Below are 22,985 nucleotides of genomic sequence, written 5' to 3'. Positions count from 1 at the left end.
CGTCGCTTATCGGCGCGGTGCTCGGTGTCATGGGTTACCTCGTGCCGAACCCGGGCTCGTCGTGATCATTCCGGTCGTCGATGATGTCGCGGCCTGGCTTTGGCGGCTCACTCCGAAAGCAGTTAGACATGGTTCAATATCCACCGGAAGCCCGCTCGCTGGCAGCGCTGCTCGCCCGGTATCGCCAACCCGATGACGCGCGCGGCATTTTCGAGCTGGTGATCACGGCAGTACCCTTTTCTGTCATCTGGGCTCTGATGCTCGTCGGCGTTGTCCGCGGCCATGGGATTGGCCTGCTGCTGGCCGTGCCCGCGGCAGGCCTGCTCGTTCGTCTCTTCATGATCCAGCATGACTGCGGCCACGGGTCTTTCTTTCGCAGCCGGCTTGCAAACGATTGGATCGGCCGAGCCATCGGCGTTGTCACTTTAACTCCCTACGATTATTGGCGGCGCAACCATGCGCGGCATCACGCGAGTTCAGGCAATCTCGATCATAGAGGCTCGGGCGACATCGATACATTGACCGTGAGTGAGTTTGCCGCACGGTCTCGATGGCGCCAGATCCTCTATCGCCTGTACCGGCATCCGATCGTCATGTTTGGCGTGGGCCCGACATATCTGTTCATCTTGCGGCATCGATTGCCGATTGGGATGATGCGTAACGGCTGGCAGCCCTGGCTGAGCACAATGGGCACGAACGTCGCCATCGCGGTTCTGGCCGCCGGCATGATCCGACTGGTAGGCCTTGGGCCATTCCTGCTGGTGCATCTGCCGGTCATGATTCTGGCTGCGTCGATCGGCGTCTGGCTGTTCTATGTTCAACACCAGTTCGAGAACACCTCATGGTCACGCGATGAAGACTGGAGCTTTCACGAAGCTGCGCTCTATGGCAGTTCGCACTATCACTTGCCGTGGATCTTGCGCTGGTTCACCGCAAACATCGGCGTCCACCACGTCCATCATCTATGCAGTCGAATTCCCTGCTATCGGCTGCCGGACGTGCTCCGGGATCATCCGGAACTCGCAAATGTGGGCCGAATCACCCTCGTCCAGAGCTTGCGATGTGTGCCGAAGGCCTTGTGGGACGAGAAGGAGCGACGGCTCATTTCGTTCCGAGACGCCAAAATAGGTCTGGTCGCGCGCCATACGCGGACGCAGAGCAATGGTTCCGTTGCGGGTCCTGGAATTCGCCGCTTGAATTCGTGAACTTAACGATGGGTTCGCGCTTGGTTCATTGGAGAGCCCGCTTGAGCCGCATGTTCAAACCCTTTGTGTTTCTGATCGCAGCCATCTACTTCCTGGTGGACGCGGTCTTTTTCACTCTCTTCAAACCTGTCTTTCGCCGGTTGGCGAACTGCTGGGTTTTCGAGCGCGTGCGAGCGTGGATCGAGTCGCTTCGCCCGTATCCGGCTCTGGCACTGTTCCTCGTGCCGGTCATCGTGCTTGAACCGGTCAAGCCTCTTGCGGCCTACCTGACGGCGACCGGGCACATCGGTCGCGGGTTTGCGCTCCTCATCGTCGGCGAGCTTCTCAAACTCCTGCTCATCGAGCGGCTCTTCTGCGTCAACCGCGACAAGCTGATGTCAATTCCTGCTTTCGCCTGGTGCCACGGTAGGCTTTGCCAAGGCCAGGACTGGGTCGCGTCCCTGTCAGCATGGCAACTCGTGCGCGGCTGGAGCTTCAATGCCAAGCTTGCTGTTCAACGACATGTCCTGGAATTCAAGGCTGCGCAGAAGCGAAAGCGGCTTTCCTGGCGATCTTGATCCGTCTCTTCGGGGCGGTCGAGCGGCAGGCATGGACTGCTGGGAGCTCAGATCGCAACCACATTTGCAGGCCGCGCTCTCTGCGCGCAGGAACGTCGCGGGATCCTGCCAGTTAGCTCGCCGAGACTTTCACCCCAAGGAGTATCTGCTATGGAGAGCGATCGCATTGCCGGTTCGGCGAAGGAGTTCGCCGGTAAACTCGAGGGCACCGTCGGCGATATCGCCGGAGATGCAAAGAGCCAGGCAGCGGGCCGTCTCCGCGAGGCGAAAGGCACCGCGCAGAACCTGTACGGCCAAGCCAAGGACGCAGCGCGCGACGTTACGGATGCCGCCGCCGACTACGCCAAGGACGCCTATGAGAACAGCGGCGAGACCTTCCGCGACGGCACACAAGCGATCGCCAGGAAGGTGCAGGATAATCCGCTCGGTTCGATGCTGATCGCCGGCGCGATCGGATTTGTGTTGGCGCAATGGCTGGCGCGCCCGCCGCGGCGCGCGCGATAGCGTTTGGGACGGGTACAGCCGAGCAATTGCTGGATTGGAGATTGAATCATGAGTGACGACATCCCGCTCGCCCCCTTCCCGCACGAAAGCCTGGATCCTGCTTCAGAGCCGAAATCTCCTATCGCGGAAGTCTCCGACGCCGTGAAGGGGACCGCCAATCGGGTTGCGGGCGCGATAGAGGCTGGACGAAAGCCAGGAATGCCGCTGAGCGTCCTGAGCAATATCGCGCGCGAAGCCCCTCTTAGCTCTCTGCTGGTCGCCTTCCTGTTGGGAGTTGCCATCGCCCGCCGCCGATGACGGCTTGCGCAACTCGCGTGATGGCTCAATCGGAGAAAGCGGAACTCTAGGAGGTCGGAGCCGTTGCACCTATGGCCGGCGTCCGTCGGCATAGATTCAATTTGAATTGGAAAATCAGATGAGAAAGTCATTAATGGTTTCTGCGGCCGTTGCGGCCCTATTGGCCACGACCGGGTTTGCGACAGCTCAAGGCGCCAATCAAGGAGCGGCGAAGGACTCTCCGACGGCCGCTTCGCCGAAAGGTGATAATGCGGCGCCGATGAATGCACCGACGGCAAAGGGAGTCGAGAAGGCTACCCCAGGTGCTGGGTCAAAGGAGATGGCGCCCCAACATGCGCAGGGCAAGCCGGATGCGAAAACGACCGGTGACATGAAGGCCGATGGCAAGTCGAAGGCATCGGAGTCAACGACGCCGGCCGCCACGAAGGACGTGAAGAATCCGACCGCCGAAACGACGTCGCCTTCGGGCGGCAAGGCGGCGAGCGAGATGAAAGCCGACAGCAAGACGAAATCGTCTGATTCGGCCGTGACCTCGAAGGACTTGAAGACTCCGACTGCCGAGACCAAGCCCTCGACCTCGGACAACAAGACGACCGGCAACGCCGCAACCGCAGCGACAGCGACGCCTCCCGCCGAGAAGCGCACCCAGATCAGTTCGGCGATGAAGCAAGAGAAGGTCGAGGAAGTTGCAAACGTGAACTTCAACCTCTCGATCGGAACGGCCGTCCCGGCGGGCGTCCGCTACTACCCGATGCCGGCACGTATCGTCGAGATCTATCCGGAATGGCGTGGATACGATTTCATCCTCGTGCACGGAAGGTACATTGTTCTTCGCCCGCGCACCCACGAGATCGTCTACATCATCGAAGGCTAGGCGACCACGCCAGGCGTATGAACAGGCAGTTACGAGGGCGGCTCGAGAGCCGCCCTTGTTGTATGGGTCAACCAGACATGCGAACCTGCCCTGGCATCACTTGCGCCACGCCCTTCCGAAGATCTCGTCAGTTGTCGGCAAATTCAGATACATTTCCCGTCGGAATGCGATCGTCGCCATCAACCGAGCGAATCGTGAGCCCTTAACCCTCGTCGACCGGCGACATCATGGCGATCTTCATCGTCCGGCATAGTACAACGTACCAGTACGAGCGCGAGGTAAGGCTCGGCCGGCATCAGCTAATGGCACGTCCGCGGGACAGCTTCGATCAACGACTGATTGACTTCTCGCTCGATGTGACGCCGAAGCCCTCAGAGGTGAGATGGCTTCATGATGTCTTTGGGAATTGCGTCGCGCACATCGAATTTGACCGCGCGAGCGATTACTTGCGATTCGACTGTGAAATCAAGGTTGACCACACTCCGGAGAACGCCCCGGACTTTAGGATTGAGGACTACGCGAAGGACCATCCATTCACGTATCATGACGAAGAGGCGCCTGACCTGGCACCTTATGTTCAGAGATGGTTCTCCGACCCGGAAGATCATGTTGGCCGGTGGCTGGACACCTTTCTCACGCGGGGGACGAAACGTCCGACGGGCCAGCTCCTGATGACCCTCAATGAAGCAATCTCGGATGGCTTCGCATATGACCGCCGCACGGCGCCAGGAACTCAAATTCCCTCCACCACACTTGAACTGAGGAAAGGCACCTGCAGGGACTTTGCCGTTTTGATGATTGAAGCCGCACGCAGTCTGGGCTTCGCCGCGCGCTTTATCACGGGCTACATCTACGTACCGGATCGCGATGGACCTACCTGGCTGGGTGGGGGAGCCACTCATGCCTGGTGCCAGATTTACGTCCCCGGTTCGGGCTGGGTCGAGTTCGATCCGACCAACGGCATCGTCGGAAACCGGGACTTAATTCGCGTCGCGGTGGCCAGAATCCCGAGCCAGGCCATTCCCCTGTTCGGCACCTATTGGGGAAGTCGCGAGGACGAGCTTGGGATGAATGTGGAGGTCAACGTCAAAACGGCGTCGGCTCTATTGTAGCTGCTGTGATGAAGTGGCTGGAACACAAGTACCACCAGGGCGTTGGGGTTCGCGCCGCGCTGTGTCGCGAGTGTAGGGTGAGCACACACAAGATCGAAGCAGTCGAGCAGCCTTCTCGACTTTGGAGGACGCCGAGTGAAGATCCGGGTCGGCTATGAGATGATCTACGAGTTTCCGCAGCCCACACCCATGATCATGGTCCTGGGCGTTCATTTTACCCGGGCTTCCGACGTTATCGTGCCTGACTATCTGACCACTGATCCTCCGGTGGCGATCAACCCATACCGCGATAGCTTCGGTAACTGGTGCAGCCGTATCGTTGCTCCAGCCGGTCGACTGCGGCTGGCGGCTGATGGCATCATTCGCGACACGGGCTTGCCGGACGCCACCGTGGCCTCGGCTTCCCAACACGCGGTCGAGGACTTGCCGGCAGAGACGATCGTGTATCTTCTCGGCAGTCGCTATTGCGAAACCGACCAGCTATCCGACACCGCGTGGAAACTCTTCGAGAAGCAGCCGCCCGGATGGGCGCGCGTTCAGGCGATCTGCGATTTCGTCCACAATCACATTCAATTCGGCTACGAGCACGCGCGCGCCACCAAGACCTCTCGGGAAGTGTACCACGAGGGCAAGGGCGTTTGTCGCGACTTTGCGCATCTGGCCATTACGTTCTGCCGCTGCATGAACATTCCGGCAAGGTACTGCACCGGCTATTTGGGCGACATCGCCATGCCGCCCCCCTATGCCCCAGGAGACTTCGCCGGATGGTTCGAGGCCTACATTGGCGGACGTTGGTACACGTTCGATCCGCGCAACAACGTGCCACGGATTGGACGCATCCTGATTGCCCAGGGACGTGACGCTGCTGACGTCCCGATTACGCAGACGTTCGGGCCCAACACCCTGGTGAGCTTTAAGGTGTGGACCGACGAGATCACTTCCTAGCAACGCGACTTGCGGATTTCCTGGAACGAATGTCCGCGGCGTTGCTTGGTAACGGGCGACCGGATGCAAGTGCCCCCCACGCATCCGATGAAATGACGGCCCCAGCGCGCCCCCACGCCCTGGGGCCGTTCCTTTAGGAGAGCCCTTCTGGTCTTGCTCTCTGGGCCGGGGCTTCTCGCCCAAATCAGCACTTCACCGCTTCGAAACCGAGATCGCCGTCAGCCAGTCACTTTCGGGGCGCCGTTGGGCTTCTTCGGTATCAGCCATTTCCTCATCTCAGCGGCAAAGCCAAGTTGCTCCGCTTTTCTGATGGCTTCGAATCGCATCGCTCCGGCCGGCAACTGCTTTGCTTGCGCCAGAGCCTCGGATGCCCGGGTAGCCCAATCGTGACGATCCAGATCGTTGCGCGGCAGCGTTGTCATTTCATCGTCCTCACTTTGCACTCCAAAGCCAGCACTGGTCGCCACGTCGCGCGAGGCGTTAGGGGCCCTGGCTTGTGACCCGAGCACGCTCGCCCCCTGCGGAATAAGGGCAGCGGCACTATCGAACTCTCACCGATCGGTGTCCACGGTGATCGCAGCAGTATGGACCCGGCAGCGCTGCCCGCTGGTCAATATTGCTCACGACCGGGAGTTTGGCGGGATCACCGCAGTCCGCTGTCCCGGCAATGCTCTTTGCACGACGCAACTGGACGCCAAACGATGCCAACTATCGTGCAAGTTTATTTGCACCCTGGGCTCGTTGTCCGGACCCTTGATCCCCATATCTAGTTGTGTCTGATCACCCCATCGGGGTTGTTCGGAAAGGGCCGCGACTTTCAACGAAAGGGGCCCGGCATGTTTAGATCTCAGCAATCTCGGGCGAGAGAAGCCAAGCACGGCGAACTGACCAAGCACCCGCCCGATCCGGATGAGAACCGTTCGTACGGTGCAGCCCTTGCGGCCCAAGAAGAACGTGTTTTGCGGTGTCTGGGCGCGGCCATCATCATACGATGGAACGCCCTGCCGACGACGCTGCAACGGCAAATCTTCGACACTGCGGGGTCGGTCGGCAAGTTACTGGCGACATCGGCGCTCCGCAGCCAAATCGCCCGGTTTCTTCACAACCACAAGGATGATGCCGGTCGTGGCAAATTACCGGTGACAGAAGACTCGCCTGCCGATGCAAGATCAAGTGCCCTGGCGCTGTCGCGATGGGACAACGAGGGAGGAGCAGTCCACGACTGCCCGCCGATGTAGATGGACGCTGATAACAGGAGGACTCCCATGTCGCTTACACAGTTTCGGGTCGATGACGGACCACACGTCATGGATGGACTAAGGCTTCTTGCTCAGGATGGAAATGATGGCGTAGAAGCGTTTATTGGGCGGAAGGTGATGGACGTCTGGGCGGACTCCATCGAGCATCGTGGAGGGCGACAAAGCCTGTTTCGCGATCAATACAATGCGCTTGGCAGACTGAACCTTCCCGCACTTCAGCGGATCGTGAGCGCGAAATACCGGAGAGGCGCGGCATTCAACCGACAGCATCCCTTCGTCGAGGTTCTATTCTCCGACATTGCGGACAGCGGCGAGGCGCTGGATCTGAGTGAACTGGTTCGAAAGACGTTGCCACCGGCATTTCACAGGATGGCCTGAGTCTCAGAACTCCGAGAATGCTGCGACGTTGGCAGCGTCGCCGCGGAACCCTATCAAGGCTGGGCCGTTCCAGACTCGCAACGGTTGTCAAGAGTATTGAGGAGCCACCAGTGCGAATACTTATGGTCGAGGACGATCCACTTGTCCGCGAATTGGTGGTCGACGCTCTGCGCGAGGAAGGCTACGAGGTCTTTCACGCCTCCAATGGTGAGCAAGCGCTGGCATTGTGCAAGAGGCAGATCGCGGACGTTCTGGTCACCGACATCAGGCTGCCCGGCGGAGTTGACGGGTGGCAGATCGCCGAACGTTGTCGGGAGCATGATCCCCAGCTGCAGGTGATCTACGCGACCGGCTTCTCGCCCGTCGAGGCCCGTCCGGTGCTTGGCAGTCTCACCTTGCACAAGCCCTACCAACCCGACCGCATCGTCGAAGCGGTCAGACAAATGGGAAAAGAAAGACGGCCTCCTTCCATCAGCTGACGGCGCTCCTTGCGGTCCGTCGATCGCCAATAGCTGACTTGCGGACATCTGCGGTGTGGCTTCCGCTTCGCCAAGGAAATCATTCAATGCGCGCAAATCTGCCCATAGGCTCTACGTCCGCGAATGCTCAACCAAGCGGCAATTGGTTCGCCCGGCTGGCAGTTGCGACCTCGCGCATTTCCGGCCGACCGACGACCTTTCTGCTGGCAGTTGCCGTCGTACTCGTGTGGGCGATCACAGGTCCCTTATTCGGCTTCAGCGATACCTGGCAGCTCGTCATCAACACGGGCACGACAATCGTGACGTTCCTGATGGTCTTTCTGATCCAGTCAACGCAGAACCGCGACACGCTGGCCTTGCAGTTGAAACTCGACGAATTGATCCTGGCGACCAAGGCCGCAAGCAACCGCATTGCGGGCATCGAGGAGGCGTCGGATGAAGAAATCAAGCAAGCGAAAGTCGAGATGCTCGAGCGCGCCGGCTGATCCGGATCGGCTCGCTGGACCGGGCATCTCCACTGCATTCAGGCCTCGCAAACCGGACCGCGGCCCGGCGACGTTAGAGGAACTGCACGATAAAGGGCGATTCAGGGAGTCCTGATGGCAGGCACAATCAAACGAAATAACGTTCGCGTTCGCGGCGCCGGCCACCGGACGATGATCTTCGCACACGGCTTCGGGTGCGACCAGAACATGTGGCGCTTTGTGGCTCCCGCGTTCGAAAAGGATTTCATGACCGTTGTGTTCGACCACGTCGGCGCCGGCGGCTCCGACCTCTCGGCCTACGACAGCGCCAAATATTCGACCCTGTCCGGCTACGCCAAAGACGTGGTCGAAATCGGCACGGAGCTCGGATTGAAGGATTCCGTCTTCGTAGGACATTCCGTCAGCAGCATGATCGGCGTGCTGGCCGCCCGACAAGCCCCCGGGATGTTCGGCAAGCTCGTACTCATCGGCCCGTCACCCCGTTACATCGACGACGATGGATACGTTGGTGGGTTCAGCGCTCAGCAGATCGAGGAATTGCTCAGGTTTCTCGACTCGAACCACATGGGTTGGTCGATGCAGATGGCGCCGATGATCATGGGCAATCCCGACCGACCGGAATTGGGTCAGGAGCTAACCAATAGCTTCTGCAGCACGGATCCCGAAATCGCCAAAGCGTTCGCCCGGGTGACCTTCACCTCCGACAACCGCGAAGACCTCGCGGAGGTCTTCCTTCCGACCCTCGTTCTCCAGTGCAGCGAGGATATTATCGCCCCTCCGGAGGTCGGCGAGTTTGTCGCCCGCAATATTCCCAACAGCCAGATGATCGTCCTGGACGCGACCGGGCATTGCCCAAATCTGAGCGCGCCGGAAGAGGTCATCGCGGCGATGCGACCTTTTGTCTAAGTGCGCGCCTCCGATCCCCAGTTCAAGGACATGATCGACAACGCGCCCTGCGGTTACGTCACCCTGCAGCCGAACGGCCGGATCGAGTACGTCAACCTCACCTTCCTGGAATGGAGCGGACTTACGGCGCCACAGATGATCGGGAAGCGCTTCAGCGATTTCCTGACCATGCCGGGCCGCATCTATTACGAAACCCATATCGCGCCGCTGCTCCGAATGCAGGGATCCTTCGACGAATTCGCCATCGACGTGTTGACCGCCGCCGGTACGCCGCTGCAGATGATCGCCAACGCGAACGAGCGCCGCGATCCGGAAGGAAGGCTGCTGCTCATCCGTCTAGCCCTGATCAAGGCGACGGATCGGCGGCGCTACGAGCACGAGCTTCTGGCCGCCCGAGAATTGGCGATTGGCGCGGAGAAGGCGACGCAAGAACTGCTGCGGCTCGAGCACGAAACCTCCGAGTTGCGCGAACAGTTCATCGCCGTGCTCGGTCACGATCTTCGCAATCCTCTCGCCTCCATTAGCGCCGGCGCGAGAATTCTCGACCGAACCGTCCATAGCGAAAAGGAACACCAGATCATCGCCATGATGCAGACCACGGTCATGCGAATGGCCTCGATGATCGACAACGTCCTCGACTTCGCGCGCGGTCGGCTGGGCGGCGGTATTACCCTGGAACGCGATGCAAGAGCGCCGCTCGAACCTGCCCTTGCCCAGGTGGTCGACGAACTGAGACTGGCCTCACCCGGCCGGGTCATCGAGACCGAATTTGTCATCCACGAGCCGGTGAACTGCGATCGCATCCGCATCGGCCAGCTCCTCTCCAACCTTCTCGGCAACGCGGTGACGCACGGAGCAACCGACAAACCCATCGTCGTTCACGCCGAGACGCGAAAGGGATCGTTTGAACTCTGGGTCGCCAATGCGGGTGAGGCGATTCCGGAAACGGTGATGGAGAAGTTGTTCGAACCGTTCTTCCGCGGCAAAGCTCGTGCGAGCAAGCAGGGGCTTGGATTGGGGCTCTACATCGCCTCTCAGATCGCAAAGGCCCATGGGGGCGCTTTGACCGTTGCATCGAACTCCGCTGGGACCCGCTTCACCTTCTCTATGCCTCTTTCGTAGCCTGCCAGCACTGGCCTTGCCTCGCCGGCGGCACGTCCTCAATCCATCACCGAGACGCGATACTGCGATTATCCTTCGAGGACGTGCCCCAAAGCCTTTAGCGGACGGACGCGATCGCTGACGATCTTCAGGATGGCCAGCATTGGAACGGCCAGGATCGCGCCGGGCACCCCCCACATCCAGAACCAGAACACCAGCGACAGGATGATCAGCACGGGATTCAGGGTGAAGCGTCGCGCAAGCAGCATGGGAGTCAGGGTCTCGCCCTCGGCGAGGTGGATGCAGAAGTAAAGAACCGCCGGCAGCAAGGCCCACCACAAGCTGTCGAAACTCAACATTCCGGCCAGCAGGAAGATAACGGTTCCCAACAACGGCCCCAGAATTGGAACGTAGTTGAGCAGGAAGGCAGCGGCTCCCCACAACAAGGGATCTCCAAGCCCGCAGAGGTACATCGCAGCCGCCGTCGCTATTCCCACCGCACCATTCATGGCCGTGATCGTGAGCAGATAGGCGGATATGTCCGCTTCGATCTGCTGGAAGATGTCCACGGCCTGCCTCTTGTCGGCAAAATTCGGCAGCACCTCGACGATGCGTCGCAGAAAAATGTCGCCTGCGACCAAAAGGAAATAGAGCACCAGAACCGTCGTGAACAGGCCGTCGAGCACGGCTCGCGTTCCGGCAAAGAGCACGCCGGTCAGACCGAGATCGCGGCGAACCGAAACGGTGGGCTCCTTTTTCCCGGGAGAGTCCGCGACGTGCTCCGCCTGCTGGACAACCTTTTGCAGCGCTTCGATCGGGCGCTTCAGGACGACCAGATGAGTTTCCAGGCGCGGTAAGCCGTCCGGCAACTTCTCCGCCCACGACGCGGCGGGTACTGACAAGGCTGCCACAAAGCCGACGAGCGCTCCCACGACCAGCAGGATCGCCAAGAGCGCGCCGACGGTACGGGGTAGGCCGATACGCTCGAGAAGATCCACGGCAGGTTGCAGAATGAGTTGCAACACGAAGGCGAGCACCACGGGCAATATGATCGAGCTTGCCACGTACACGGCCGCCAGGACGGCCAGTGTCAACAGGCTACCGAGAAAGAACGTCTGCGGACTGGACGGCAGCGGCATCTCGACATTGTCGACCGCCTGCGTTGGCAGGGCCTCCGATTCCGACGCGCCGGCGTCCTGCCCTGGCGACGATGGGGACTCCTGCGGCAACATCGAAAGCGAAACCAAGGCGTTTCCTCCATCCTCCACGCAAATCTGTCCTGCCGGAGCCCGGACCCAGCCAGGTAGCCCTGCGCGGTCATGGCGAGCGGTACGCGCCAGCGCATCGCCGCATCCGATGGACTAGTGCAGGGTCTCGGCAGCGGCTTCGTCGATAGCCGCCATTAGATCTCGCGTGGCAGATTGCTGGATCATATGTCCGGCTCCGGCAATGCGGTGCAGCTTGCTCTGCTTGACCTCGTCATGCAGCCTGGCCGATTGCTCATCGATATCGATCAAACGATCATCCTCGCCCGCGAGTATGATCGTCGGCATGTCGAGTTCGCCGTAGGTCTTCGAAGAAGCAAATGCAGCGGGAACCATCAACGTCGATTCCGCGGCACTGGCGCGGAGCTGTGATGGCCGGACGGCCATTTCCTTCGGAAAGCCGGCGAATTTGCCGGGGACAGGTTGCGGGCCAAACACCTTGCGCAACATTGCCGGCCACATCAATCGCCCCAGGATCGGTGAGACGGTGTAGCTGATGATATCGCCAAGCGCGGGTGTGGCGGGTAGAGATGAGGCCACTGCGTCTGCTCGCGCGGTCGGAAAATAGTATCCCGATGCCAGCACCAGTGCTTCGACGAAGGAAGGATGCCTTATCGCCAGCGCAACCGCGACCGACGCCCCCCACGAATGCCCGAGTACGATGGCTCGCTGAACGCCCAGCCCATCAAATGCCTTCCTGAACAGGTCCGCCTGTGCCTCCGGCGTCCAAACCACGTTTCGCGGCCGCAGGCTATGCCCGAATCCCGGTCGGTCGAAGACGATGACCCTGTAATTCTCGGCTGCCAGATCGATCAGGCCGCTCGACTCGAAATCCTGGATCATGCTGCCATTGCCGTGGAAGAGAACCAGCGGCCGGCCATTGCCGCGCTCCACATAGTGCAGCCGAACCCCGTCGACGTCGATGAACCGACCCCGTGGCGGGTTATCACGCTGCGCTTTATCGGCAAGATGCCGGTTCGCGATCGCCGTCGCCGCCACGAGGGTAGCTGCCCCAGCAAAGGCGACGATGGCCGGATATCGCCTGAAGGCGACCAGACAGTCGGACAGGAATGCGGAAGAACGTGTTTGCGAGAAAGCCATGTGCAACACCTCAAGTGGTCTGCACGACGCCTCACGCCAATGAGAAATGTTGCAGGTGATGCTCAACGGGGACGAGCGAGCTTTCGTTCCACGCGGTCAATCGCAGCTTTGGGAACATAGAGACCTCGGTCCCGTTCAACATTGTTACTCTTCCCAAGGAGTGACTGGTCCAATGACTAACAAGAAGAACCCGAATGAGAAGCAGCCTGGCGAGAACCCCGATGGCAAGTACCATTTCAACCCTGGAAATATGGCAGGGAAAACGCCGGGGGATGCGGAGCAGACCGACAAAAATCGCGGCACCCCGCATGATCACAAGGAAGAGCCCGGCGGTTAGAACTTGTCGATGAGGCCGCCAATTGGCGGCCTCGCTTCTCTCGCGGCGGCCGGTGAAGGGCACGGCCGCTGTGATTCTGCTCAGACTCAGACTGATGACCGTTCTAAGCTAACAGAGACATCCATGGACCGGAACGAAAAGCCCGGCCACGAGGGCCGGGCCGATCGGAAGTATGAGTCCAAGTCAGGCAATCAAAGAACAGAGCACGGGTAGACAGCGCTGGCTGTTCAAAAAGGAACAGAATGCGTAGACCGCTGGCACTCGCCGCCCAACTGCGTGGGAATGTAGCTAGGGTCGTACAGGTCTGAGCATCGCAGGGCATCCGATCCAGCCGATTTGTTAAGGCTTCGTCTAGGGTGACGTCGTGCGGCAATGTGTCCATCCAAATTGTCCGAATGGTCTCGCCGCAGGCTGAGTGAGCAATTTGGTACAGCCGTCTATCGATCGACATGCTTGGCTTCCTCGGCTATCTCGATCCTCCAAGTCAAAGGCGACACCATGGACATCTCCCGGGAGACAAAGGCGACCGCGCGCTCCGTTCTGTGGGGTGCTGTGGCTGGGGCGATGGCCCTGGCGATCGTTGGCTTCAGCTGGGGCGGCTGGGTGACCGGTGGGTCCGCAGAGACCCTCGCTGCAAGCCGCGCTGCGACGGCCGTCGTCGCAGCTCTCACACCCATCTGCGTTGAAAAGTTTCGACAGGCTGCTGATGCCTCGGCGAACCTGACCGAAATGAAGAAGACGACCTATGTATCGGACCAGGGCAAGTTCGTTGAAAAGGGAGGTTGGGCCACGATGCCGGGAAGCACCGAGCCAAATTCGGCCGTTGCAAGGGCTTGTGCCGAATCGCTCGGCCGCGAAAAAGCGGTGGAGCAACGCGGATAGCCGGCGAACCTGCGCAGGGCGATCTGCGCAGTTTTTCGGGGTGTCCATACCTGGCCCCCTTGCGGGCCGGAATTCCCTGATGTGATTTCCGTTCCCGATCTCGCGCGCTGCGCCTTCCACGAAGCGGACATTCTGCTAATATTACGGGGCATTACACCTAGGGAATGAGAGCGTCCATTTGGCCAAGCCTGCGAAGGACAAGTTTGATCCCAAGACCTTCCTCGCCAAGGTTGGGGAAGGAAAATCGATCTCGAAGCTTGGCAAGGGTCAGAACGTGTTCGTGCAGGGAGATGTCGCGGACGCGGTTTTCTACATTCAAAAAGGAAAAATCAAGCTCACGGTCGTCTCCGACCAGGGCAAGGAAGCCGTCGTCGGGATGTTGGAGCCGGGACAATTCTTTGGTGAAGGTTGTCTCAACGGCCAGCCATTGCGTATCGCGACGACTACGGCAATGGAAGACAGCATCATCACTAGAATATCGAAACTGGCAATGATTTCAGCGCTCGAAGGCAGGCCCAAGTTCTCCCAATTGTTCATGGCGTATCTGCTCACGCGCAATAGCCGAATCGAAGAAGATCTGATCGACCAACTATTCAACTCCAGCGAAAAACGTCTGGCGCGGCTGTTGCTTCTGCTCGCGAATTTCGGCAAGGAAAGCAGCCCGCAGCCTATTGGGGTCAAGATCAGTCAAGAAACACTTGCCGAAATGATCGGCGCGACCCGATCGCGGGTTAGTTTCTTCATGAATAAATTCCGCAGGCTTGGCTTCATCAGCTACAATGGAAAAATCGAGGTCCATAGCTCGCTCCTGAACGCCGTTCTGATTGAGAAGTCGGAGCTGGGCCGGAAGGACTGACCGGCGCGCGATCGGTCGATTGATCGACTGCAGATGCGTGGCATCGCCATTTGGAGGTCGGGCACGTCGGCCCCCTCGCCGGTCTTTAGCATTCGCCCTCTCGCTGGATCGCTGCGATGCTGATCGCGATCCAGTATGGTTGTCATTTGGTATGATCGCGGCAGCATCGCTGCCGAGCGCGATCGAGATCGAGATCAAGCCGAGGGAAGTCGCTTCAAGGTCGATCAAGCAAGGTGATGCGCTGAATGCATTCAGCATACAGATCACGCATCGAGACGATTCCGCCGAACGAACACGGCGAGGACGGTCGGCCGACGTTTCAATTCGAAGGCACCTCAGACCGGTCTTACCTCGCGTGCCCGGCATCAGGGCGCGTGAGCAGGTGGGGACCAACAAGTGGCGCGTCGAAGAGTGAGCAAAATTGCACAGCGACCGCGAGCTGGATGTGATCGGATGACGCCGGGCGTCGCGGGCCGCCCCCGCGCCGTTCGGGCGGCCCGAGATCTCGACCAGTGCCGAACTCGGGCCGCTCTTGTTTGGCTTGGCGCAGGAGCGCGAGAAGCAGGACGGACCGCTGAAGCGTGATCGATCATGGAAGCGCGCGATCTGTAATGAAATTGGTGGCCGCAGATCCGCGGAACCTGAAAGGTCGATATGACGCTAAAGATCAAAGAGCATACCTGCCCTGGATGCAGCGGAACGGGCTTCGCTCCGACGATGCAGCCGGTGGAACCGGGCCGAAAGATCTACCCAGCGAAATGCCAGTCATGCAAAGGCAAGGGCAGGATCACGGACGCCGACTAAGGCAAGGCTCATTCCTATCCGCTCGCGGCGCGTATGTCGGAGTGCGCAGGCCGGCCGGCGCGGGCCGATCACGGAAATTGATTCCGCCAAGCCTCGTTCTTCCGCTCACATGCGCTGCCTGGCACCACCGCGCCCCTCAGCCGTTATCGGTGTACAAGATGGAAGCAAAGCGGATGTCGTCCGATAAGATATCGATGCCGGTTTGGAATGAAAAGCACTTGCGTGCTGCGACCGACGCCGCCGGCGTGGCCTTGTGGGCCTGGAACGTGGATACGGACGCCATTACGATGGACGAACGCGCCTACGACCTGTGGGACGTTGCGAAGAGCGAAAAACACATCACATTCGAGATCCTGTCCAGGAACATCCATCCTGCCGATCTGGAACGGGTCAGGTCTGCGTTTGCCGCTACTCGCGCAATAGTAGGCGCTTACGAGATTGACTTTCGCATCTTGTTCGACGGCGACATCCGTTGGATCTCCGCGCGCGGGCAAGGCGACGATGCGGACATTGCCGATCGAACCATGTTTGGCATCTTCCTCGATGTTACCCAACGCAAGCAAGCCGAAGAAGCAAACGAGTTGCTGGCCGGTGAGATGAGCCATCGCGTGAAGAACCTTCTGACTATCGCGACCGCGCTTACTCAATTTACATCGCGTTCGGCCGCAACCAAAGAAGACATGGCCCACGAGCTAACAAATCGGCTGATGGCCTTGGGGCGTGCACAGGATCTCATTCGCCCCATACCGGGAAAGAAGAGCGAAGGAGCGCTTCTTGGTGACCTGGTCTCCATCTTGCTCGCGCCTTACGACGAAAGAGAGGCGAGCGTCCGCATTCGCGTTTCGGTGCCCAAGATGAAAGTCGGCGAAATGTCGAGCACAACGCTCGCTCTTGTGCTGCACGAACTGGCAACGAACTCGGCGAAATACGGTTCGCTATCGCTGGCAAGCGGCACCTTGGACGTGTCGTGCAATGCCCATGGCGACGAAGTCGTCGTGACCTGGACCGAGCGGGGCGGCCCGCCTCTTAAGGCTCCCGCAATGCTCAATGGCTTTGGAAGCAAATTGGTGCAGCGGAGCATGGCGGCCCAACTCGGTGGCTCCATCGCATTCGACTGGTCGGAAGAGGGACTGGTCGTTACGCTGATCATGAGCAAAGATCGCCTGGCAAGGTGAGGAACCTTGAGATCTTCGTATAGTAGCGGCCGGCGCAACGCGGAGCCTTGAAGACGGAGATCAGGTCCGCGTTCCAGAGTGGCCGGCCCTTCCGGGAGACTGCATGAGGGGGCCTCGCACAATGCCCATCGGCTCGACGTCTGCGGCCAGCGCCTGCGCCTAACCCGGCAATATGCCCGAAAGGCCTGAGCCCGTGACGCTGCGGACATGCCGCTTCCCTTTGACAACTTCAAGGACGGGCGACTTCATATCGGTGCATCCGAGCAACCTCGTTGGAATCCGCGCGCCCGCTGAAAAGCTCAATTCAAGGTCGACCAAGCAAGAGATGCGCATGAATATGTTCGAGATTACGATCGCACGCATCGAGGTGATTCTGCCGAATGCACGTGGCGAGGACATTCGCCTGACTTTTCAGTTCGAAAGCCGTCAGACCAGTTTTACCTTGCCAATTTTCCTGAAGTCTTGCGAATTCGACGATACCGAGATCGTCAGGGTAGCCCGAAGCCAATTACACGACGTTTTCGCGCAGCTTTGCAGCCAGTGCGAGGATTGGCAGCTGACAGAGGACGAGCGTCGCGAGCTCGCAAGGATAAGCGTGCGGCCTGGCGTCAAGGCGCAGGAGTAGCTCGGGAACAAAAGCAGCTATTGAACTGGATGTATGCTCCTGAGATCAGCTGGCCGCGCCCTAGCATTTCATCGAGTTCATGAGCTCGGAAATCTCGATCGTTGCGAAATTTGAGAATGTGTCGGACACGGCATATGGCAGGATGATCTGGTTATTGTGCCGCATCCCGCCGCACGTATAAACGACGTTAGGGACGTATCCTTCACGCTCGGATGGTTCAGGCCGCAATAGCGGCTCGCGCGAACGCGCCAGCACCTTGGATGGGTCGCGCTTGTCGAGCAGCGCCGCACCGATCGAGTATTTGCGGACCGGGCCGACACCGTGCGTCAGCAGCAGCCAACCCTCATCGAGTTCGATCGGCGACCCGCAATTGCCAATCTGGACGAACTCCCAGGGAAACTGCGGTTTCAAAATGGCTTGACCGCCATCCCACGTGTGGAGGTCGTCTGAATAGATTAGATACAGGTTCTCATTGTCCTGCCTCGCGATCATGGCATACTGGCCGCCGATCTTGCGCGGGAACAGTGCCATGCCCTTGTTCCGAGCCGCAGCCCCTCGCAGGGGCGCCAGTCGAAACGACGTAAAATCACTGGTCTCGATCAGTTCGGAGCGGATGGCTCGACCGCTGTAAGCGGTATAGGTCGCGTAATACGTCTTTCGATCGCCGTCGCTGAATTCGACAAAGCGCGCGTCCTCTATGCCGTTCGATTGGGATTCTGTGACGGGAAAAATGACGCGCTCGGTCAGGTCTTCTTCGGGCTTGAAAACCAGCTCGACACGCTCGCCGTCCGGCCCCGATATGCGATGGCAAATCCTCGGAATCGACGCGAGCCGAGCCGTCGGATCAACAGCCAGACTGCCGTCAGCCGCGATGGTCCCGGTTCGAAACGTCAGTGACGATACATGCCCTTCGCCTATGGCACGGAGACTGAGGATGAAGCGCACACCGCCCTTCGGCGCTCCTGATTGATCGGGGTGCGCCACGATGCTGGGATTGAACAAGGCAGAGGCTTCGAATGAATACTCATTGAGGAAATAGGCGCCGACCAGCTGGCGCTGCGTCTTTGAGAAGACGCCATGCGTCGCGAAAGCATCCTCCATTTCGTCCGCGCGGGCCTCGAACCTCTCCAACAGGTTGCGATGCCGACCCTTGAAATTGTCCAGGACGTCCGCGAGCTGAGCGGCAACCGCTTCCTGATCGAGTGCGAGAACTCGCTCGACGATATGATTTGCGCGCATCTTGTCGGTGGGGTTGAGATCGCGAGGTTCAGTCGCCGGCTTGAATGGCCGCACGATAACTCGCGCGGGATCGGGACGCAGATGAAGCGCCTGCCGGTTCAGGAAGGTAGCTTGTGACACGGTATCCTCAGGTCGCTGGATGAAAGGGAATTCAAGCGCCCACGGCGCGTAAGGCCGTGGGCTTGTTCAGGCTGGTGTTGACGCGCGCGAGCTGACGAATCTCCGCAAGTCCAAGCAAATAGCAGACGACCGACTCGCCTCCACGGTTTTCGTTGGCGCGATCGGGATGCAATCCATCGCGGCAGCTCCCGGTGTGCGGATCGACCAGTGCCACGGACAGATCATTGCTGCCTAGAAACCAGCCGAAGGCGCGCATGGCCATGGTTTTCCACTCGGCATCGCCGTCCGCACGCCACGCCGTCAGGCAGGCAGCGATCGTTGCCGTGGCTTCCACGGGTTGCTGATCGAAGGCGCGGGGATGTTGCCGCTGTTCGCCGAAGCTGCCGGTGCCCACCGGCCGGAAATGACCTGCCACGCTCGTCTGCTGCGTCATCAGCCAGCGCAATGAGCGCAATCCCGCATCGCGGTATTGCGGCGTTTGAGTCGTCATCCCTGTCAGCATCAAGGCTTGCGGCAATCGCGCGTTGTCGTAAGCGAGCCCTTCCTCGAACCACACCCAGTCCGGCGTCTCTACCGACGCCAGACAGGACATCAACCTGTCAGCAAGCGCATGCCGGACTTCCCTCGCGTGGAGATCATCCGGAGCAACAGTGCAATAAGCGTCCAGACCTAGCAGCATGAACGCCCACGCGCGGGGCGAGCTGAAGCTCTCGGCCGTCGACAAAGCCTGGGCGAACAAATCGGTGGCCCACCTGCGCCGCGACGGGCTTGCGTCTCCGCGCGCCGCCTCGCCCAGTGCCCATAGCGTCCGCCCGTGACTGTCTTCCGAGCCTCTGTCCTCGAGCCAGGTTCGGTTGAAGCCCATGAAGTTGCGAAATCGCCTGATGTCGGGATTCCACGCATGCTGCACGAACGCCGCAAAGCGGGTCGTCAGGATTTCCGGCAACGCCTGTTCGCCGGGATTGTTGAGGGCGCAGGCCAAGAGCAACGCCCGGGCATTGTCATCGACGCAATAGCCGTGCGAGCGATCCGGCACCGACTGAACCGCGTGCTGGAACAAGCCGATGTCGTCGCACATCGTCATGAAATGGCCGATCTGCATGTCGGGCGCAGCGGGGCCGCGTGGTTCCGGCGCGCCGGAATCGGGACGCGCAAAGACCTTGAGCCGATGACCCTGCCGCGCGGCCTCGAAGGCGGACATGTAACGCTCGGCCGTGCGTTCCCACGTCATCATCCGGCTCATGGCGTATGCGCGTTGGCCCATCTCTTGCCGGCGCGGGTCGTCGGTGAGCAGTTTGGCAATCTCACCGCCGATCGCCGACGCATCGCCGAATGGTACCAGAACTCCGCATCCGTCAGTAAGCAGCTCGCGTGCGTGCCAGTAGGGCGTCGACACCACCGCCTTCCCGAGCCCAAAACTGTAAGCCAAGGTTCCAGAGGTCATCTGGGCCTCGTTGAGATAGGGCGTGACATAGACGTCGCACATCGAGATGAATTCGAGCAGCGTGGCCTGATCTACGAACCGGTCCAGGAATACCACGTGGTCCTCGACGCCCAGCGCGCGGACCCGCACCATCAGACTTTCACGATAGGCTTCGCCCTGGTCTCGAACCAGATTGGGGTGCGTTGCGCCGAGCACGACATATACCGCATTCGCGCGGTGTTTCAGAATCGAGGGCATTGCGTCGATCATGACTTCGATGCCCTTGTTGGGGGACAGCAGCCCGAACGTCAGAATGACCGACTTGCCGCCAAATCCGAGCCTGACCTTCGCCACATCGGGCCCGGCAAAGGCGACATCGGGAATGCCGTGGGCGATCACCTCGATCTTGTCGTCCGGCACGAGGTAGACGCTGCGCAGTAGCTCGCGAGCCTTGTTGGCCATCACCACCACCTTCGACGACGCATCGACGATGCGCTCCATGACCGCGCGTTGCTTGGCTGACGGGTTGGCCAATACGGTATGAAGCGTCGTTACGACCGGCATGGTCAGGCGCGCCAGCAGCGGGAGGATATGGGCGCCGGCTTCGCCGCCGAAAATGCCGAATTCGTGCTGCAGGCACACGGTATCGAACCGGCCGGCATTCAGGAAATCCGCTGCACGCAGGTAGTCTTCGACATTGTCGTCCTTGATCTGGAAAGCGACCGCCGGCGGATAGTCGTAGGCCTGGCCGCGATCGGTCATCGCCACGATGCAGGTTTCCAGATCAGGGCGTGACGCCGATATCGCTCTCTGCAGGTCCGTCGTGAAGGTTGCGATTCCGCAACGGCGAGGCAGCGAGTTGCCGATAAGGGCGATGCGGCGGAGCGACGTCATGTCTGTGCCTCGATGATCTTGCCCGATTTCCTGGAGCCCGTGCCGGTGGATGCATCGGGAGACTTGGTCGCTCGTCCGGTGCAGTCCTGCAGCAGCGAAACCATGGGATCCGGTCCCGGATAGGCGACCAGGCCGCTCATTCCGTCCGGGCCAATCGCGATGCCGGCGCTGTCGGCCTCAATGAAGATCGCGTCACCGACGGTCGCATTCGTTCGCCCGATGCGCCCCTTCCCCTCGATCACGAGGATCCAGGTTTCCCGATCGGTATCGAGCGCCCACTGCGAATTGGCGTGGAAGTCGACCCGCTCGAGCACGAATTGTGGGCGCGCGACGAGAACTCTTCGTGCGTCGGTGAGACGCCGCGGAGCGGATTGAGCCTGGGATGGCCCGGCATCGGAGGCCGCCACCGCATCGTCTTCGTGCAGCTCGCGGTGCCTGCCAAAGTCGAACAGGCGGAATGTCGTATCGCTGCGTTGCTGAATCTCGGCGAGCACGATACCGGCGCCGATGGCGTGGATTGTGCCGCCGGGGACGCAGATGAAGTCGCCCTTCGCAACAGAGCGCCATTGCACGAGACCGGCGATCGAGCCCTCCCTGATCGCTGCGCGCAACGCCTGCGGCGTGAGGCGCCGCTTCAGTCCCAGCGCAACCTGCGCGCCCGGCGCTGCCGACAGGATGTACCATGCCTCGGCCTTCCCGTTCGGCAAATCGATGGCGTGCGCGAATTCATCGTCGGGATGGACCTGGATCGACAGAGGTTGGCTGGTAAACAGGAGCTTGAACAGCAGGGCGGAGCCTGGTGCAGCTTTATCGACGCGATCAAACCACAATTCCCCGACGGGATCGCCCGAAACGTCGATGCAGCTCCATGGTCGGATGTCTACGACCCCCCATGGTTTGCGCGCAACCTGCACCGAGGCATGTTCGATGGTCATGGATTGTCCTTACCCTTGACGCGCATCTCGAAGCGACTGCTGTTGGTCGGTGCGGTCGGTAAGATCTGGCGTGGCTAAAAAAACGTCGCGCTCGCGACGCGCGCTGTCACCGCGATCCGATCGTGTCCTCCATCAGGTGGCTACTCCGGCATCCGATAACAACCTTTGCGCGTTCATAAAGACGGGCGTGCCTTCATCAATGTTCGTTGCCGTTCGCGTCATTCTTGTGCTTGTGCAGAAATCGGGCGATCTGCCCACGAAGCTCCGCCGTCTCTAGCAACTCGCCGACCGATCCAGCGGTGTCGAAGATCTCCCGCTGCAACGTCGTCGGCAGAGCGTTCCATTGCATGATGACAGCCGCGCCAAGACACCGCAGAACGCGTTCCTCTTCGCTTGCAAGGGCCGCGCCGCGAGATTGGTCCGGGCCTATGACATGAACTGCGTCGTGGTAGTCGTCCGCCAGTCTCTGCTCGTTATCAGCAAGCGAGACGAGGCGGTCCTGCAGTTCCTGAAGTTTGCGGCCTTCATCCAGATCGGTCGAACCCTTGACCCGTTCGCCGTATTTGGCCGCTTCTGCACGATATTGTTTAGACTTGAACATGTCCGGCCTTTCATAGGCGCAGCCATCCATTACGATCAAACTCGATAGTCGACCAGAACAGACACGGCGGCGTTGCCGCAAAATCCGGGCTGCTGTTGCAAAGCGGCAGCGACGCGTCGACAGCGCGCTCCTCGACTAAGGTCGCCGTCTCTTTGTCCAGCTGCCTTTCCGCACAACATTCACGCCGATCAACCCGCAACGTTTTCTTTCTGCCGAGGCGAAAACCATCTGCCCCCGTTTGCTCTGGCGCGGCAGCACAGCCGTTCCCTCAGGCTTCGAGCTTATCGAACTCGTCAGGCAGCAGGATCTGGCCTCGCGGCGTGCAGATCCGCACGTCCATAAAGCCTTCCTGCAAGAGTTCCCGCGCCTTCTTCAAGGCGGCAGCCGCCGTGTCGCGGCTTAGATTGACGCGGCCGGCTCCATTTTGGCCGCCAACCAGGTATTGCATTCGTGTTGCGCTATCCACGAAGGACAACCGCTGCAAATACCAGGCGCACAGGAGACAGCAGGAAGATCACCGGCGACACGATCCAGTCGACTGCCAAACGAGATCGAGACATGCACGCTCCTCTTCCTTTCTTTCGGCGGGAGCGTTCGTTACCCTCAGTCACCGGTGAAAGCCGCAG

General features: G+C 60.1%; 26 protein-coding genes. 18 read left to right on the top strand and 8 right to left on the bottom strand.

What is annotated here, in order from left to right:
- Positions 1-128: 128 nt before the first annotated feature.
- From JEY66_RS08660 to JEY66_RS08630, 7 genes are all read left to right on the top strand, one after another.
- Positions 129-1,205, top strand: coding sequence for a fatty acid desaturase (locus tag JEY66_RS08660; protein ID WP_016845153.1), 1,077 nt, complete (start codon positions 129-131; stop codon positions 1,203-1,205).
- A gap of 50 nt (positions 1,206-1,255) precedes the next feature.
- Entirely contained in the window at positions 1,256-1,762 is a 507-nt protein-coding gene (locus JEY66_RS08655) for a hypothetical protein (RefSeq protein ID WP_016845152.1), read from the top strand.
- Between the two features lie 150 nt (positions 1,763-1,912).
- A complete protein-coding gene (locus JEY66_RS08650) occupies positions 1,913-2,266 on the top strand; it encodes a CsbD family protein (protein WP_016845151.1) in 354 nt (117 codons plus the stop codon).
- Between the two features lie 48 nt (positions 2,267-2,314).
- Positions 2,315-2,563 carry a hypothetical protein gene (locus JEY66_RS08645; RefSeq protein WP_018273534.1) on the top strand — a complete coding sequence of 83 codons (249 nt, stop codon included), beginning with the start codon at positions 2,315-2,317 and terminating at the stop codon, positions 2,561-2,563.
- 106 nt (positions 2,564-2,669) lie between these two features.
- Positions 2,670-3,437 (top strand): DUF1236 domain-containing protein, encoded by a 768-nt coding sequence (locus JEY66_RS08640; protein ID WP_240536843.1) that lies wholly within the window; start codon positions 2,670-2,672, stop codon positions 3,435-3,437.
- Between the two features lie 227 nt (positions 3,438-3,664).
- The gene (locus tag JEY66_RS08635) at positions 3,665-4,549 is read left to right on the top strand and encodes a transglutaminase family protein (protein WP_016845148.1); all 885 of its coding nucleotides are present in this window, start codon (positions 3,665-3,667) and stop codon (positions 4,547-4,549) included.
- A gap of 135 nt (positions 4,550-4,684) precedes the next feature.
- On the top strand, positions 4,685-5,494 hold the full coding sequence (locus JEY66_RS08630) for a transglutaminase-like domain-containing protein (protein WP_016845147.1): 810 nt from the start codon (positions 4,685-4,687) through the stop codon (positions 5,492-5,494).
- Positions 5,495-5,712: 218 nt separating this feature from the next.
- Here the strand turns inward: JEY66_RS08630 and JEY66_RS08625 are convergent, their stop codons facing one another.
- Complete coding sequence (locus tag JEY66_RS08625) at positions 5,713-5,916, bottom strand: hypothetical protein (RefSeq protein ID WP_240536842.1); 204 nt, start codon at positions 5,914-5,916, stop codon at positions 5,713-5,715.
- A 414-nt stretch (positions 5,917-6,330) separates the two neighbouring features.
- Between JEY66_RS08625 and JEY66_RS08620 the strand changes: the two genes are divergently transcribed.
- The 6 genes from JEY66_RS08620 to JEY66_RS08595 all read left to right on the top strand — a co-directional run bounded on the left by JEY66_RS08620 (position 6,331) and on the right by JEY66_RS08595 (position 10,123).
- Positions 6,331-6,732, top strand: coding sequence for a hypothetical protein (locus JEY66_RS08620; RefSeq protein ID WP_174771008.1), 402 nt, complete (start codon positions 6,331-6,333; stop codon positions 6,730-6,732).
- A gap of 27 nt (positions 6,733-6,759) precedes the next feature.
- Positions 6,760-7,131, top strand: coding sequence for a hypothetical protein (locus tag JEY66_RS08615; protein WP_026193324.1), 372 nt, complete (start codon positions 6,760-6,762; stop codon positions 7,129-7,131).
- 122 nt (positions 7,132-7,253) lie between these two features.
- Positions 7,254-7,610 carry a response regulator gene (locus tag JEY66_RS08610; protein WP_016845143.1) on the top strand — a complete coding sequence of 119 codons (357 nt, stop codon included), beginning with the start codon at positions 7,254-7,256 and terminating at the stop codon, positions 7,608-7,610.
- A gap of 86 nt (positions 7,611-7,696) precedes the next feature.
- Positions 7,697-8,095 (top strand): low affinity iron permease family protein, encoded by a 399-nt coding sequence (locus JEY66_RS08605; protein ID WP_016845142.1) that lies wholly within the window; start codon positions 7,697-7,699, stop codon positions 8,093-8,095.
- Positions 8,096-8,209: 114 nt separating this feature from the next.
- Positions 8,210-9,001, top strand: coding sequence for an alpha/beta fold hydrolase (locus tag JEY66_RS08600; RefSeq protein ID WP_016845141.1), 792 nt, complete (start codon positions 8,210-8,212; stop codon positions 8,999-9,001).
- A gap of 30 nt (positions 9,002-9,031) precedes the next feature.
- Positions 9,032-10,123, top strand: coding sequence for a PAS domain-containing sensor histidine kinase (locus JEY66_RS08595; RefSeq protein ID WP_050999346.1), 1,092 nt, complete (start codon positions 9,032-9,034; stop codon positions 10,121-10,123).
- Positions 10,124-10,191: 68 nt separating this feature from the next.
- On the opposite strand, the gene JEY66_RS08590 is transcribed toward JEY66_RS08595, so the two are convergent.
- Both JEY66_RS08590 and JEY66_RS08585 read right to left on the bottom strand, forming a co-directional pair.
- Complete coding sequence (locus JEY66_RS08590; protein WP_018273536.1) at positions 10,192-11,370, bottom strand: AI-2E family transporter; 1,179 nt, start codon at positions 11,368-11,370, stop codon at positions 10,192-10,194.
- A gap of 93 nt (positions 11,371-11,463) precedes the next feature.
- A complete protein-coding gene (locus JEY66_RS08585; protein WP_026193326.1) occupies positions 11,464-12,468 on the bottom strand; it encodes an alpha/beta fold hydrolase in 1,005 nt (334 codons plus the stop codon).
- Positions 12,469-12,640: 172 nt separating this feature from the next.
- Between JEY66_RS08585 and JEY66_RS08580 the strand changes: the two genes are divergently transcribed.
- The 5 genes from JEY66_RS08580 to JEY66_RS08560 all read left to right on the top strand — a co-directional run bounded on the left by JEY66_RS08580 (position 12,641) and on the right by JEY66_RS08560 (position 17,147).
- Positions 12,641-12,805, top strand: coding sequence for a hypothetical protein (locus tag JEY66_RS08580; RefSeq protein WP_168388416.1), 165 nt, complete (start codon positions 12,641-12,643; stop codon positions 12,803-12,805).
- Between the two features lie 498 nt (positions 12,806-13,303).
- Complete coding sequence (locus tag JEY66_RS08575; RefSeq protein ID WP_240536841.1) at positions 13,304-13,687, top strand: hypothetical protein; 384 nt, start codon at positions 13,304-13,306, stop codon at positions 13,685-13,687.
- Between the two features lie 178 nt (positions 13,688-13,865).
- The gene (locus tag JEY66_RS08570; RefSeq protein ID WP_016845135.1) at positions 13,866-14,543 is read left to right on the top strand and encodes a Crp/Fnr family transcriptional regulator; all 678 of its coding nucleotides are present in this window, start codon (positions 13,866-13,868) and stop codon (positions 14,541-14,543) included.
- A gap of 998 nt (positions 14,544-15,541) precedes the next feature.
- The gene (locus tag JEY66_RS08565; RefSeq protein WP_077230989.1) at positions 15,542-16,522 is read left to right on the top strand and encodes a sensor histidine kinase; all 981 of its coding nucleotides are present in this window, start codon (positions 15,542-15,544) and stop codon (positions 16,520-16,522) included.
- Between the two features lie 331 nt (positions 16,523-16,853).
- On the top strand, positions 16,854-17,147 hold the full coding sequence (locus tag JEY66_RS08560; protein ID WP_240536840.1) for a hypothetical protein: 294 nt from the start codon (positions 16,854-16,856) through the stop codon (positions 17,145-17,147).
- Between the two features lie 60 nt (positions 17,148-17,207).
- Here the strand turns inward: JEY66_RS08560 and JEY66_RS08555 are convergent, their stop codons facing one another.
- The 5 genes from JEY66_RS08555 to JEY66_RS08535 all read right to left on the bottom strand — a co-directional run bounded on the left by JEY66_RS08555 (position 17,208) and on the right by JEY66_RS08535 (position 22,807).
- Positions 17,208-18,506: a glycoside hydrolase family 130 protein gene (locus JEY66_RS08555; RefSeq protein ID WP_026193328.1), complete on the bottom strand. Its 1,299-nt coding sequence runs from the start codon at positions 18,504-18,506 to the stop codon at positions 17,208-17,210.
- Between the two features lie 31 nt (positions 18,507-18,537).
- Positions 18,538-20,823: a glycosyltransferase family 4 protein gene (locus tag JEY66_RS08550; protein ID WP_016845129.1), complete on the bottom strand. Its 2,286-nt coding sequence runs from the start codon at positions 20,821-20,823 to the stop codon at positions 18,538-18,540.
- Positions 20,820-21,758 carry a class I mannose-6-phosphate isomerase gene (locus tag JEY66_RS08545; RefSeq protein WP_016845128.1) on the bottom strand — a complete coding sequence of 313 codons (939 nt, stop codon included), beginning with the start codon at positions 21,756-21,758 and terminating at the stop codon, positions 20,820-20,822. The genes JEY66_RS08550 and JEY66_RS08545 overlap by 4 nt, the downstream gene beginning before the upstream one ends.
- Positions 21,759-21,954: 196 nt before the next feature.
- Positions 21,955-22,389, bottom strand: coding sequence for a hypothetical protein (locus tag JEY66_RS08540; RefSeq protein WP_016845127.1), 435 nt, complete (start codon positions 22,387-22,389; stop codon positions 21,955-21,957).
- Positions 22,390-22,627: 238 nt separating this feature from the next.
- The gene (locus JEY66_RS08535; RefSeq protein WP_016845126.1) at positions 22,628-22,807 is read right to left on the bottom strand and encodes a hypothetical protein; all 180 of its coding nucleotides are present in this window, start codon (positions 22,805-22,807) and stop codon (positions 22,628-22,630) included.
- Positions 22,808-22,985 lie beyond the last annotated feature (178 nt).

The organism is Bradyrhizobium elkanii USDA 76 (genome assembly GCF_023278185.1).
Taxonomy (GTDB): Bacteria; Pseudomonadota; Alphaproteobacteria; order Rhizobiales; family Xanthobacteraceae; genus Bradyrhizobium; species Bradyrhizobium elkanii.
This window is presented reverse-complemented; position numbering and strand designations above follow the sequence as displayed.

What these genes read in the sequence shown, in the direction of transcription:
- JEY66_RS08585 (WP_026193326.1), bottom strand. Translation starts at nt 12,468, where the DNA reads ATGGCTTTCTCGCAAACACGTTCTTCCGCATTCCTGTCCGACTGTCTG.
- JEY66_RS08655 (WP_016845152.1), top strand. Translation starts at nt 1,256, where the DNA reads ATGTTCAAACCCTTTGTGTTTCTGATCGCAGCCATCTACTTCCTGGTG.
- JEY66_RS08580 (WP_168388416.1), top strand. Translation starts at nt 12,641, where the DNA reads ATGACTAACAAGAAGAACCCGAATGAGAAGCAGCCTGGCGAGAACCCC.
- JEY66_RS08600 (WP_016845141.1), top strand. Translation starts at nt 8,210, where the DNA reads ATGGCAGGCACAATCAAACGAAATAACGTTCGCGTTCGCGGCGCCGGC.
- JEY66_RS08595 (WP_050999346.1), top strand. Translation starts at nt 9,032, where the DNA reads ATGATCGACAACGCGCCCTGCGGTTACGTCACCCTGCAGCCGAACGGC.
- JEY66_RS08575 (WP_240536841.1), top strand. Translation starts at nt 13,304, where the DNA reads ATGGACATCTCCCGGGAGACAAAGGCGACCGCGCGCTCCGTTCTGTGG.
- JEY66_RS08535 (WP_016845126.1), bottom strand. Translation starts at nt 22,807, where the DNA reads ATGCAATACCTGGTTGGCGGCCAAAATGGAGCCGGCCGCGTCAATCTA.
- JEY66_RS08550 (WP_016845129.1), bottom strand. Translation starts at nt 20,823, where the DNA reads ATGACGTCGCTCCGCCGCATCGCCCTTATCGGCAACTCGCTGCCTCGC.
- JEY66_RS08605 (WP_016845142.1), top strand. Translation starts at nt 7,697, where the DNA reads ATGCGCGCAAATCTGCCCATAGGCTCTACGTCCGCGAATGCTCAACCA.
- JEY66_RS08540 (WP_016845127.1), bottom strand. Translation starts at nt 22,389, where the DNA reads ATGGATGGCTGCGCCTATGAAAGGCCGGACATGTTCAAGTCTAAACAA.
- JEY66_RS08620 (WP_174771008.1), top strand. Translation starts at nt 6,331, where the DNA reads ATGTTTAGATCTCAGCAATCTCGGGCGAGAGAAGCCAAGCACGGCGAA.
- JEY66_RS08615 (WP_026193324.1), top strand. Translation starts at nt 6,760, where the DNA reads ATGTCGCTTACACAGTTTCGGGTCGATGACGGACCACACGTCATGGAT.
- JEY66_RS08625 (WP_240536842.1), bottom strand. Translation starts at nt 5,916, where the DNA reads ATGACAACGCTGCCGCGCAACGATCTGGATCGTCACGATTGGGCTACC.
- JEY66_RS08635 (WP_016845148.1), top strand. Translation starts at nt 3,665, where the DNA reads ATGGCGATCTTCATCGTCCGGCATAGTACAACGTACCAGTACGAGCGC.
- JEY66_RS08565 (WP_077230989.1), top strand. Translation starts at nt 15,542, where the DNA reads ATGCCGGTTTGGAATGAAAAGCACTTGCGTGCTGCGACCGACGCCGCC.
- JEY66_RS08660 (WP_016845153.1), top strand. Translation starts at nt 129, where the DNA reads ATGGTTCAATATCCACCGGAAGCCCGCTCGCTGGCAGCGCTGCTCGCC.
- JEY66_RS08645 (WP_018273534.1), top strand. Translation starts at nt 2,315, where the DNA reads ATGAGTGACGACATCCCGCTCGCCCCCTTCCCGCACGAAAGCCTGGAT.
- JEY66_RS08560 (WP_240536840.1), top strand. Translation starts at nt 16,854, where the DNA reads ATGAATATGTTCGAGATTACGATCGCACGCATCGAGGTGATTCTGCCG.
- JEY66_RS08650 (WP_016845151.1), top strand. Translation starts at nt 1,913, where the DNA reads ATGGAGAGCGATCGCATTGCCGGTTCGGCGAAGGAGTTCGCCGGTAAA.
- JEY66_RS08610 (WP_016845143.1), top strand. Translation starts at nt 7,254, where the DNA reads ATGGTCGAGGACGATCCACTTGTCCGCGAATTGGTGGTCGACGCTCTG.
- JEY66_RS08545 (WP_016845128.1), bottom strand. Translation starts at nt 21,758, where the DNA reads ATGACCATCGAACATGCCTCGGTGCAGGTTGCGCGCAAACCATGGGGG.